The sequence below is a fragment of the Pseudomonas sp. Marseille-Q5299 genome (assembly GCF_943737035.1).
Taxonomy (GTDB): Bacteria; Pseudomonadota; Gammaproteobacteria; order Pseudomonadales; family Pseudomonadaceae; genus Aquipseudomonas; species Aquipseudomonas putida_E.
The window spans coordinates 678,072-689,818 of the sequence record NZ_CALSFR010000003.1 but is presented as its reverse complement, the minus strand read 5'-3'; the positions used below and the strand labels follow the sequence as shown (position 1 = coordinate 689,818).

The 11,747-nt window shown below is 60.0% G+C and carries 12 protein-coding genes; 7 read left to right on the top strand and 5 right to left on the bottom strand.

Translation table 11 applies throughout. The features are described from left to right. Positions 1-191 precede the first annotated feature (191 nt). Both NGJ21_RS11840 and aspA read right to left on the bottom strand, forming a co-directional pair. Positions 192-1,010, bottom strand: a complete 819-nt coding sequence (locus NGJ21_RS11840) for a hypothetical protein (protein ID WP_174141085.1) — start codon at positions 1,008-1,010, stop codon at positions 192-194. 429 nt (positions 1,011-1,439) lie between these two features. Then, entirely contained in the window at positions 1,440-2,864 is a 1,425-nt protein-coding gene (gene aspA, locus NGJ21_RS11835; RefSeq protein ID WP_042111854.1) for an aspartate ammonia-lyase, read from the bottom strand. A 182-nt stretch (positions 2,865-3,046) separates the two neighbouring features. On the opposite strand from aspA, the gene NGJ21_RS11830 reads away from it, so the two are divergent. After that, positions 3,047-3,964, top strand: a complete 918-nt coding sequence (locus tag NGJ21_RS11830) for a LysR substrate-binding domain-containing protein (RefSeq protein ID WP_182445235.1) — start codon at positions 3,047-3,049, stop codon at positions 3,962-3,964. On the opposite strand, the gene NGJ21_RS11825 is transcribed toward NGJ21_RS11830, so the two are convergent. After that, positions 3,956-4,576 carry a hypothetical protein gene (locus NGJ21_RS11825; RefSeq protein WP_115273263.1) on the bottom strand — a complete coding sequence of 207 codons (621 nt, stop codon included), beginning with the start codon at positions 4,574-4,576 and terminating at the stop codon, positions 3,956-3,958. The genes NGJ21_RS11830 and NGJ21_RS11825 overlap by 9 nt on opposite strands. Before the next feature lie 271 nt (positions 4,577-4,847). Here NGJ21_RS11825 and purE point away from each other — a divergent pair, with 271 nt between their 5' ends. From purE to NGJ21_RS11805, 4 genes are all read left to right on the top strand, one after another. Next, a complete protein-coding gene (gene purE, locus NGJ21_RS11820) occupies positions 4,848-5,339 on the top strand; it encodes a 5-(carboxyamino)imidazole ribonucleotide mutase (RefSeq protein WP_003253304.1) in 492 nt (163 codons plus the stop codon). A 10-nt stretch (positions 5,340-5,349) separates the two neighbouring features. Beyond that, positions 5,350-6,432 (top strand): 5-(carboxyamino)imidazole ribonucleotide synthase, encoded by a 1,083-nt coding sequence (locus tag NGJ21_RS11815; RefSeq protein WP_046786838.1) that lies wholly within the window; start codon positions 5,350-5,352, stop codon positions 6,430-6,432. A 108-nt stretch (positions 6,433-6,540) separates the two neighbouring features. Then, entirely contained in the window at positions 6,541-6,786 is a 246-nt protein-coding gene (locus NGJ21_RS11810; RefSeq protein ID WP_046786839.1) for a GlsB/YeaQ/YmgE family stress response membrane protein, read from the top strand. Positions 6,787-6,834: 48 nt separating this feature from the next. Then, complete coding sequence (locus tag NGJ21_RS11805; RefSeq protein WP_196997276.1) at positions 6,835-7,368, top strand: DUF3299 domain-containing protein; 534 nt, start codon at positions 6,835-6,837, stop codon at positions 7,366-7,368. A gap of 82 nt (positions 7,369-7,450) precedes the next feature. Here NGJ21_RS11805 and NGJ21_RS11800 read toward each other — a convergent pair whose 3' ends face one another. Next, a complete protein-coding gene (locus NGJ21_RS11800; RefSeq protein ID WP_251962146.1) occupies positions 7,451-8,347 on the bottom strand; it encodes a D-hexose-6-phosphate mutarotase in 897 nt (298 codons plus the stop codon). A gap of 71 nt (positions 8,348-8,418) precedes the next feature. Then, the gene (locus tag NGJ21_RS11795) at positions 8,419-8,817 is read right to left on the bottom strand and encodes an acyl-CoA thioesterase (protein ID WP_003253317.1); all 399 of its coding nucleotides are present in this window, start codon (positions 8,815-8,817) and stop codon (positions 8,419-8,421) included. 357 nt (positions 8,818-9,174) lie between these two features. On the opposite strand from NGJ21_RS11795, the gene NGJ21_RS11790 reads away from it, so the two are divergent. Both NGJ21_RS11790 and NGJ21_RS11785 read left to right on the top strand, forming a co-directional pair. Beyond that, positions 9,175-10,464, top strand: coding sequence for an MFS transporter (locus NGJ21_RS11790; RefSeq protein WP_237859712.1), 1,290 nt, complete (start codon positions 9,175-9,177; stop codon positions 10,462-10,464). Positions 10,465-10,629: 165 nt separating this feature from the next. After that, positions 10,630-11,628 carry a phosphate ABC transporter substrate-binding protein PstS gene (locus NGJ21_RS11785; RefSeq protein ID WP_012312096.1) on the top strand — a complete coding sequence of 333 codons (999 nt, stop codon included), beginning with the start codon at positions 10,630-10,632 and terminating at the stop codon, positions 11,626-11,628. Positions 11,629-11,747: the final 119 nt, after the last annotated feature.

Here is an 11,747-nt window from a genome sequence, read left to right as displayed (position 1 = left end):
ATTAAAGCCACCGGCCAGGAGCCCAGTGTGACTGCGCTACGCACTTGGCTCCCGCCGAGGGGCTTAAGGATGCAGCCAGAAAGGCTTGGTTACATTGGCGCGACGTCCCGGCATTGCCTGGCCAAGCGTCATCCGCTTTGGTTTGCCGGCGATCGGGTTCACCTGGAAAGCAACGATAATCATCTTGGCGCTTAGACGGCACTCGAAATGACGACGGCCAACATATCCGCCAACGTATCTGTCCAGAAATTTGCTGTGTCGAATTTACCGGCGCCTCCATAACTCGTCATTCCGTTTCCGCTGCGGTAGAGGGTGCAAACAACAACTTCATCATCTGCTATCGAGTTTTCATCGTAGGTTTTTGACCTATTCAGCGAGCGACCTTGATCCGCGTTCTTGATGGGCCAGGGTATCCCGTGGTCTGGCATGGAACTTCCCCGCATCCACATAATACGGTCGTTTTCTTCTTTTGCCGCTTTCATTTTTGCAGCTTGACTATCAATCGTATCCCATTTTGGCTTGGCTATCCGCTCCAGGAAAACGTCCTGCCCTCTCAATGATTTGATAACTGGCGCTAAAACTTCATTGATGGTGTCAGCCTGGTTTATATAGAACTCTAGTGGCAAAAGCATGTAACTGCTGTCATAAATATTTGCAGGGATGGTGTTGCTTTTCACGATCACCACCATGCGTAGTTTTCTGATTTTTTCTCCTAATTCGACTACGGATCCAGGAAAAAGCTTATGGGCGAGGACTGGCAGAACGAAGGTATCACCTTGCCTTTTTGCTTCCCCGCTATTCCAGGTGCCCATCAGCAGGGTGGTATCAGAGGGATCATAAATGAAGTTTTTATCGAGTAGCCCCTCGTAGCTGGAAGCATTGCCTAAACTATAGTCGCCCAGGCGATGTTCAGGGGAGTGCGGACTGGCGGGGTCTTCAATAACATAAGGATGAGTTTCAAAGCCTGTCCGAGGAGCCTTTACGATGCGAGTGATTTTATAGTTTTTCATGACACGTCTCTTTGAGGAGTTGGTAGTCCGAATGCTAATTTCACTCAATGGCTGCGGCAACTGGTAAAAATGATAGTTTTGACAGGTAAACAAGGGCAGTGGCGCTAAGCTAATTTGAGGCCCTTATTCGAAACGACATTCAGATATAAAAGGTGGTGGGCTTCCGGAAAGAGATTTCTCACCCCCAAGAGAAAGAACCTGCTGTTCCGCTTGTCTTAGGCAGGCGCAGTCATCGCTTCACAATCCCAAGCGGTGGTGGGGCTTTGGTTTGCTCGCACGAATATCACCCATCAATCCGGCGTCCTTGTTTGCGTCTTTCCCGGATTGCGTGAAGAACAAAAAAAGGGCCCGGAGCGTGCGCTCGGGCCCTTGAAAGGTCGAGAGGTGTCTAGTCCCTCAAACCTGGTGAGACTGTTTGCAGCAGCCGGGTTACGCCTTCAGCGGAACCAGACGTGGAGCGATCATGTTTTCCGGGCGCAGGATGTCGTTGAGCATCACTTCGTCCAGCAGCTGTTCTTCGCGCACCAGTTCCAGCACACCACGGCCGGTTTCCAGGGCTACGCGGGCGATACGGGTGGCGTTTTCGTAGCCGATGTAGGGGTTCAGGGCGGTGACCAGGCCGATCGAGTGCTCGACCAGTTCACGGCAGCGCTGTTCGTTGGCAGTGATGCCGACGATGCAGTGCTCGCGCAGCATGTCCATGGCACGCTGGAGCAGGCGGATCGAGTCGAAGATCTTGTAGGCGATCAGCGGCTCCATCACGTTCAGCTGCAGCTGGCCACCTTCGGCGGCGACGGTCAGGGCCAGGTCGTTGCCCATGATGGCGAAGGCAACCTGGTTGACGGCTTCCGGGATGACCGGGTTGACCTTGCCTGGCATGATCGAGCTGCCTGGCTGGCGCGCTGGCAGGTTGATCTCGTTGATGCCGGTGCGTGGGCCGCTGGACAGCAGGCGCAGGTCGTTGCAGATCTTCGACAGCTTGACCGCAGTACGCTTGAGCATGCCGGAGAACAGCACGAAGGCGCCCATGTCGGAGGTGGCTTCGATCAGGTCGGCAGCCGGTACCAGCGGCTGGCCGCTGATGGTCGCCAGGCGCTGTACGGCCAGGGCCTGGTAGCCAGGGTCGGCGTTGATGCCGGTGCCGATGGCGGTACCGCCCAGGTTGATTTCGGTCAGCAGTTCCGGGGCCAGCGAGCGCAGGCGCTGCAGGTCTTCGGTCATGGTGGTGGCGAAGGCGCGGAATTCCTGGCCCAGGGTCATCGGCACGGCGTCCTGCAGCTGGGTGCGGCCCATCTTCAGTACGTGGTCGAACTCTTTACCTTTGGCAGCGAAGGCCTGGATCAGGCTGTCGAGGCTGGCCAGCAGCGCGTCGTGGCCCAGCAGCAGGCCCAGACGGATGGCGGTCGGGTAAGCGTCGTTGGTCGACTGCGCCATGTTCACGTCGTTGTTCGGGTGCAGGTACTGGTACTCACCCTTCTGGTGGCCCATGGCCTCCAGTGCGACGTTGGCGATGACTTCGTTGGCGTTCATGTTGGTGGAAGTACCAGCGCCACCTTGAATCATGTCCACAACGAACTGGTCGTGGAAGTCACCGCGGATCAGGCGGGCGCAGGCCTCGCTGATGGCGGCGTGCTTGGCATCGCTCAGGTGCCCCAGCTCGCGGTTGGCGTCGGCAGCGGCCTGCTTGACCATGGCAAGTGCCACGACCAGCTTCGGGTAGTGCGACAGCGGAACACCGGAGAGATGGAAGTTGTTGGCAGCGCGCAGAGTCTGGATGCCGTAGTAGGCATCGGCAGGGACTTCAAGGGTACCAAGCAGATCTTTTTCGACGCGGAACGATGCAGCGGAGGACATGATGGATATCATCTCGATTTTGACCCGGCACATGCCGGAATGGCGCCAATCCTAGGCCTTAAGGGGATTTTGCGGCCAATGCTGTTGCACGCTAACCTATGCACAAACGGCATAGTGTTTGATGTGACGCCAATTGACATTCGAGCGTGTTCCATTTTGGTGCATGCCGGGAGATTCGCTTAGTGAACCTAGAAAGCAAATGGCTGGAAGACTTCAGTGCGCTGGCCGCCACCCGTAGTTTTTCCCAGGCGGCGGAGCGCCGTTTCGTCACCCAGCCGGCGTTCAGCCGACGTATTCGTAGCCTGGAGGCGGCGCTTGGCCTGACGCTGGTGAATCGTTCCCGCACGCCCGTCGAGCTGACGGCGGCTGGTCAACTTTTTCTGGTTACGGCGCGCACAGTTGTCGACCAGTTGAGCGAAGTTCTACGCCATTTGCATCATCTTGAAGGTGGCCAGGGCGAGGTGATCCAGGTGGCGGCGGCGCACTCGCTGGCATCAGGCTTTTTCCCTCGCTGGGTTGCACAACTGCGTAACGATGGTTTGAACATCGCCACACGGCTGGTAGCCACCAACGTCGGTGATGCTGTGCATGCCTTGCGCGAAGGCGGCTGCGATTTGATGCTGGCTTTCTATGACCCGGATGCGGCGCTGCAGATGGACGCCGAAATTTTCCCGTCGCTGCACATGGGGACCACCGAAATGCTTCCCGTCTGCGCCGTGGGGGCCGATGGAAAGCCGATGTTCGACCTTGAGGGCGATGCCAGCGTACCGTTGCTTGCTTACAGTGCCGGCGCCTTCCTTGGCCGCTCCGTGAGCCTGCTGCTGCGCCAGCGTAATTTGCGTTACACCACGGTCTATGAAACAGCCATGGCTGACAGTTTGAAGAGCATGGCGTTGGAAGGCATGGGCGTTGCCTGGGTGCCCCGGCTTTCAATGCGTGGCGAACTGGAGCGTGGCGAGTTGGCCATCTGCGGAGGGGCCCAGTGGCATGTGCCACTGGAAATCCGCTTGTATCGCTGTGCATTGGTGCGCAAGGCCAACGTGCGCCTGCTCTGGCGCAAGCTCGAGTCCGCTGGTGCTCAAGGTGAAGGCTCAGTGTGAGTTGTACTTGAGGTAGTCGGCGATGTTCGCCCGGTTCTTGTCGCTGTACCGGTAGCAGTTCGATCGGGCCGGAATTCGGGGGTGTGTGTAGGTTTCGCACACCCATCCGTTGAACTTCAGTTCGGCGTCTTCATGCGTGGCGGAAAGCAGATGGCCGATTTCATGGGCGGCGCTGCTGTAAGCGGCCAATGAGGCGATGGCGGTGTTCTGTTTGAAGTACGCCAGGCCCGCATTGTAGTTAAGCCCGCTGTGGTCATAGCTGTTGCGCGTCATCAGCAGGTGCTTGTTCATGAACGAGAAGGGGTGGTTCGAGGTCAGTTCAAGCACTCCTTGGGTGAACGCCTCAAGAATCTGACTCGATGGCACGCCTTGATAATCAATATCGGTGATGCCGGGCACGTTGCGTCGCAAGATCAGTTCCGTGGGGTGGGAGGTGAAACTGCGCATCTCATCGAGCCAGTGCTGAAAGTAATCGTTGTGCAATTGCTCGTCGCTGATGCTGGCCAGTTCGTCGTGAAGGTAAACGGTCACAACCAGCGACTTGGCCGCTACTGCGCAAGGCAGCTGCAGGGACAGCAGGAGGCTGAAAAAGAACGTGAGGGTCTTGGGCATGGCGATTCTCCAAGGAGATTGAAATTGGCGGGCGCAATCGTCACCACCCGGAATGCCTTTCGGCAGTGGGAAAAAGTTGTCCCACGAGACAGCTTGCCCTTTGATCCGACATGTGCTTGTAGGGGTGGGCGGGCCGACTTGAAATACGCTACAATCCCGCGCCTTCGGCCGACCCGGTCGATTCAGAATCCGTATGACAAGCCACGCCGGTCCACCTGCGTGGCTTGTTGCTTTTAGCGCGCCAGAAGGCGCTTGCAGGAGAGGCTCGACGATGAGTGCACTGGTTGGCGTGATCATGGGCTCCAAGTCCGATTGGTCCACCCTTAGCCACACCGCCGATATGCTGGAAAAACTCGGCATTCCCTACGAAGTGAAGGTGGTTTCCGCCCACCGCACCCCGGATCTGCTGTTCCAGTACGCTGAAGAAGCCGAAGGGCGTGGCATCGAGGTGATCATCGCCGGCGCTGGTGGCGCTGCGCACCTGCCTGGCATGTGCGCCGCCAAGACCCACCTGCCGGTGCTGGGTGTGCCGGTACAGTCGTCGATGTTGTCGGGTGTCGACTCGCTGCTGTCGATCGTGCAGATGCCTGCCGGCGTACCGGTTGCCACCCTGGCCATCGGCCGTGCCGGCGCGGTCAACGCCGCGCTGCTGTCGGCGAGCATCCTCGGTGCCAAATACCCGCAGTATCACGCGGCGCTCAAGCAGTTCCGCACCGAGCAGACCGACACTGTGCTGGACAATCCAGACCCACGTCAGGCTTGAGGCTGAACCCATGAAGATCGGTGTTATCGGTGGCGGCCAGCTGGGCCGCATGCTGGCTCTGGCGGGCACCCCGCTGGGCATGAACTTCGCCTTCCTCGACCCGGCGCCGGACGCCTGCGCGGCGCCACTTGGCGAGCACCTGCGTGCCGACTACGGCGACCAGGACCACCTGCGCCAGCTGGCAGACGAAGTCGACCTGGTGACCTTCGAGTTCGAAAGCGTCCCGGCCGAGACCGTCGCCTTCCTCTCGCAGTTCGTCCCGGTGTACCCGAGCGCCGAAGCGCTGCGTATCGCCCGCGACCGCCTGTTCGAGAAGAGCATGTTCCGCGACCTGGGCATTCCAACCCCGGCCTTCGCCGACATCCTCTCGCAGGCCGACCTTGATGCGGCGGTGGCCAGCATCGGCCTGCCGGCCGTGCTCAAGACCCGGACCCTGGGTTACGACGGCAAGGGCCAGAAGGTTCTGCGCACCCCTGAAGATGTGGTGGGTACCTTTGCCGAGCTGGGCAGCGTGCCGTGCCTGCTGGAAGGCTTCGTGCCGTTCACCGGCGAAGTGTCCCTGGTGGCCGTGCGAGCACGCGATGGCGAAACCCGCTTCTACCCGTTGGTGCACAACACCCACGAGAGCGGCATCCTGCGCCTGTCCGTGGCAAGCCAGGCGCACCCTCTGCAGGGCCTGGCCGAAGATTATGTCGGCCGTGTGCTCAAGCAGCTGGACTATGTGGGTGTGATGGCCTTCGAGTTCTTTGAAGTCGACGGTGGCCTCAAGGCCAACGAGATCGCGCCGCGTGTGCACAACTCCGGGCACTGGACCATCGAAGGCGCCGAGTGCAGCCAGTTCGAAAACCACCTGCGCGCCGTTGCCGGCCTGCCGCTGGGTTCGACTGCCAAGGTTGGCGAGAGCGCCATGCTCAACTTCATCGGTGAAGTGCCGGCAGTGGACAAGGTCATCGCCATCGATGACTGCCACCTGCATCACTATGGCAAGGCCTTCAAGGCCGGGCGCAAGGTCGGCCACGCCACCTTGCGTTGCCAGGACATGGCCACCCTCGAGCGCAAGATTGCCGAAGTAGAGGCCCTGATCAGCAACTGATCGGGCATCTGATCGAACTTCTGCAAGCGGTTCGCCCTCTGAAATGGCAACAAGCCAAAGCGCTGTCTAGGCTTTGGCTTGCTCCATCTTCACTGCAGAGGGATTGCCATGGGTATCATTGGAACTATCTTCATCGGCCTCATCGTTGGTCTGCTGGCGCGCTTCATCAAGCCCGGTGACGACAGCATGGGCTGGATCATGACCATCCTGCTGGGTATTGCCGGCTCCTTGATCGCCACGTATGGCGGCCAGGCGCTGGGTATTTACCAGGCCGGGCAGGCAGCGGGCTTCTTCGGCGCGCTGGTGGGTGCCATCGTCCTTCTGGTGATCTACGGATTCATCAAGAAACGCTGAATACTGGTTAGAATGCCCGGCAATTCATCCGAGTTGCCGAGCATCTTCATGCGTGCGTTATTCCTCATCCCCATGCTCCTGGCCAGCTCCCTGGCCCATGCCGAACTGCCTGAAACCGACTGGCTCGAGCTGATGCCCAAGTCGGACCAGAAAGCCCTCGAGCAAATGCCCGAGATCGACCACAACTCGCCGGAGGCGATGGGTACCTTCACCGACAAGGGCGGCTTGAAGCAAAGCAAGGGCCTGCCGGCGGTGATGTACTCGACCAAGACCGTGGCCGCCATGAATGGCAAGGAAATTCGTCTCGGTGGTTACCCCGTGCCGCTTGAAAGCGATGCCAAGGGCAACAGCACGCTGTTCTTCCTGGTGCCGTACCCGGGCGCCTGCATCCATGTACCGCCGCCGCCACCCAACCAGCTGGTGCTGGTGCGCTATCCGAAGGGCTTGAAGATCGATGACATCTACACGCCGTTGTGGGTCAGCGGGACGTTGAAGGTGGAAAAGGTCAGCAACGACCTGGCCGATGCGGCGTATGCGCTGGAAGCCCGGAAGGTGAGGGTGGTGGAGGACGCTGACCTGTGAAGGGGCTGCTCCTGCAGGTATGCGCGATCTCTGAGCGGCCTTGTGTCGCGAAAGGACCGCACAGCGGTCCCAGGCAGTTGAATCAAAGCGCTACGCTGCCAATTGCCACTTGCAGCGAATGGAACGCCCCAGGCTTCAACTCCACCACATCGTCCCAGACATTCGCCGTCTCGATGCACAGCATCCGCTGCCAGCCATCATCGGCCATGTCAGGCAAATCCCGGGCTCTGTCGGTCCATGGGTTCCAGATCACCGCTGAACGTGAACCGCTGCTGGTCAGGGTAATGCGCCGGTTCCAGTGCGGGTCGACAATGCTCAGTTGTGCAGGCGTATTCAGGTAGATGCGATCGGTCTCACCGGTGAACGTCAGCGCACCCTGCTGCTGGCGCTGTTCCCAGTCAGCCAGGGTCTCGATGTAGCCCAGCCCGTCGACACCCTCGACGCGCGCCTGGCGCACATCGCTGACGGCAAAGTAGCTGTGCAGGGCCTGGCTGATGGTGACAGGGGTATTGCCCCTGTTACGGCTGGTGAGGGTCAGTTCAAGCGCATCACCCATGACGATCAGCAGCTTCAGCTCCACATCATGCGGCCACTCTGGCAGATCGCCCTGGGCCTTTGGCAGTTCGAATTCGATGCGCAGCGCGCCGGCTGCCTCTTCGATGCCCAACAGTTGCCAGTCACATGTGCGGGCCAACCCATGGGCGGGAGCCTGCGTGCCACGGTACATGCCCTGAACGGATTCGGGGTTGCGCTGCAGGTTGCCGAACCACGGCCAGCACACCGGCACGCCTGCGCGCACCGACTTACCCTGACGGAACATGGCCTGGTCACTCAGCCACAGCAGCGGCGGCTCGCCAATGTGCTGGTAGCTGAGGATCTGGGCGCCTTGCTGGGCGATCAGTAGTTCGGCACGGTCGCTGGTGATACGCCAGCAGTTGAGTTCGCCGTGTTGCTCGGTTACGACCTGGTAGGTAGCCATTGCGCTCGTCTCATTGATTGCCTGTGGGCCTTGGACCCGGTGCCTTGCAATGAGTTTACCGCTCGCGTGGCTTAGCGACGAGGCACCGAGCGGGTGCGGCCGCTGCCATCGATGGCGACGAAGACGAACACTGCTTCGGTAACCTTGCGCCATTCGCTGGACAGCGGGTCGTCGCTCCACACTTCGACCATCATCTGGATCGAGCTGCGGCCGATTTCCAGCGTCTGGGTATAGAACGACAGTTGTGCGCCCACGGCCACAGGCACCAGGAAGGCCATGCGGTCAATGGCCACTGTTGCCACCCGGCCACCCGCGACGCGGCTCGCCATGGCAGTGCCTGCCAGGTCCATCTGGGCGACCAGCCAGCCGCCAAAGATGTCGCCAAAACCGTTGGTTTCGCGGGGCAACGCAGTGATTTGCAGGGCCAGGTCGCCTTGCGGGATAGGATCTTCTTGTTCGAGCTCAATCATGCGGTGGGGCCTCTGACCCGTGACGCTTTCGTTGGTGTGGCGCAAAGGCCGAGTAAACGATTCAGCTTGAAACATACTACGCCGATTTCGTTTCGCTGGACGGCCGTAGGGAAATTCTGCGAAACCGCCTGACTTAAAAGACCGGCGTTTTCGCACAACATCCCACCGTGGCGGCAACGTTTTCCTACGAACGGGCAGTATATATAGCCAAACGCTCAGCGACGACCGTGCAGTCATGAATATCTGTATGGATTTTGTATCGCTTTCAGCACGCCCCGGCAATTTGCTATCTTCGCCTGTCACCGCCAGAAGCCGCGTGCCAAGCGGCCTGCATGCCCTACAAGAGAAGAACAAGCAATGACCTCCGTGCCGAGCAGTATCGAGCAGCCCTCGCGGCCGCTGACCCGCAGTGACTACAAGACCCTCTCACTGTCCGCGCTAGGCGGAGCCCTTGAGTTCTACGACTTCATCATTTTCGTGTTTTTCGCCACGGTGGTCGGCAAGCTGTTCTTCCCGGCCGACATGCCCGAGTGGCTGCGTCTGATGCAGACCTTCGGCATTTTCGCCGCTGGCTACCTGGCCCGGCCGCTGGGCGGCATCATCATGGCCCACTTCGGCGACCTGCTTGGGCGCAAGAAGATGTTCACCCTGAGCATCTTCATGATGGCCCTGCCAACGCTGATCATGGGCTTGCTGCCGACCTATGCCCAGATCGGCATGTGGGCACCGATCCTGTTGCTGTTGATGCGCGTGATCCAGGGTGCGGCGATCGGGGGCGAAGTGCCTGGCGCCTGGGTGTTCGTGTCCGAGCATGTGCCAGCGCGCAACACCGGCTATGCCTGCGGTACCCTGACCGCCGGCCTGACCGCTGGCATCCTGCTTGGCTCGCTGGTGGCGACGCTGATCAACACGGCCTACAGCGTTGAAGAAGTCGCCGAATACGCCTGGCGCATCCCGTTCCTGCTTGGCGGTGTGTTCGGCCTGTTCTCGGTGTACCTGCGCCGCTGGCTGCACGAAACGCCGGTATTCGCCGAGATGCAGCAGCGCAAGGCGCTTGCCGAAGAGCTGCCGCTGCGGGCCGTGCTGCGTGATCACCGCGGGCCGATCATCCTGTCGATGCTGCTGACCTGGATGCTTTCTGCCGGCATCGTAGTGGTCATCCTGATGACACCGGCGTTGTTGCAGAGCATCTACCACATCAGCCCCACCGACTCGCTCAAGGCCAATAGCCTGGCGATCGTGCTGCTTAGCCTTGGCTGCATCGGCTCTGGGAGCCTGGCCGACCGCTTTGGTGCCGGCCGCGTCTTCGTGATCGGCAGCCTGTTGCTGCTGGTGACATCCTGGACCTTCTACCACAGCCTGCCGACCCACCCGCAACTGCTGTTCCCGCTGTATGCCATCACCGGCCTGTGCGTAGGCGTGATCGGCGCGGTGCCCTATGTGATGGTCAAGGCGTTCCCGGCGGCGGTGCGCTTCAGCGGCCTGTCGTTCTCCTACAACGTGGCCTACGCCATTTTCGGCGGCTTGACGCCGATGGTGGTGACCGCGCTGCTCAAGGTCAGCCCGATGGCGCCTGCTTATTACGTAGCGGGCCTGTGCGCCGTCGGTCTGGTTGTCGGGCTGTATTTGCTGTCGAAAAAACGCTGATATCGCTCTAGCCCCCACGCTTGCAACATTTTGAAAGGCCATCCTGGGTATCCAGTGATGGCCTTTCATCCAATTGTCATATTGGAGTCATATCGTATTCATGCGGCCTGCAGATACTTGGGCCCGATCCATCCAACATCCCAATATTCCTGCTAGGAGCAAGGCATGAAACTGAAGCGTTTGATGGCGGCCCTCACCTTTGCCGCCGCTGGCGTTGCAACCGCCAACGCGGTAGCCGCCGTCGACCCTGCGATCCCGACCTACACCAAGACTACCGGTGTTTCGGGCAACCTCTCCAGCGTCGGTTCCGACACCCTCGCGAACCTCATGACTCTGTGGGCCGAGGCCTACAAGAAGGAATATCCGAACGTCAACATCCAGATCCAGGCTGCCGGCTCCTCCACCGCGCCACCCGCGCTGACCGAAGGCACCGCCAACCTTGGCCCGATGAGCCGCAAGATGAAGGACGTCGAGCTGCAGGCCTTCGAGCAGAAGTATGGCTACAAGCCGACCGCCATCCCGGTCGCCGTCGACGCCCTGGCCGTGTTCGTACACAAGGACAACCCGATCAAGGGCCTGACCATGGCTCAGGTCGACGCGATCTTCTCTTCCACTCGTCTGTGCGGCGCCAAGGCCGACGTCAAGACCTGGGGCGACCTGGGCGTGACCGGCGACCTGGCCAACAAGCCAGTTCAGCTGTTCGGCCGTAACTCGGTATCGGGTACCTACGGTTACTTCAAGGAAGAGGCCCTGTGCAAAGGTGACTTCAAGCCTAATGTCAACGAACAGCCCGGCTCGGCGTCGGTCGTGCAGTCGATCAGCTCCTCGTTGAACGGCATCGGCTACTCGGGTATCGGCTACAAGACTGCCAGCGTCAAGACCGTAGGTCTGGCCAAGAAGGAAGGTGGCGAGTTCATCGAAGACAACGAGGCCAATGCCCTGAACGGCACCTACCCGCTGTCGCGCTTCCTGTACGTATACGTCAACAAGGCCCCGAACAAGCCTCTGGCCCCGCTGGAAGCCGAGTTCGTCAAGCTGGTGCTGTCGCAGGCTGGCCAGCAGGTCGTGGTGAAGGACGGCTACATTCCGCTGCCGGCCAAGGTGGTCGACAAGACCCTGGCTGACCTGGGCCTGTCCCACGCCGGTAACGTTGCAAAGAAGTAAGTAACTGAGGAAAAGGCCGGCACTGAAGCCGGTCTTTTCCACGAATTCTCGGTCCGAAGCCAGGGCTCCTGAGCGGCGGGCTTTTTTGCGTCAACGCACTGTCATGTTTTTGTCATACG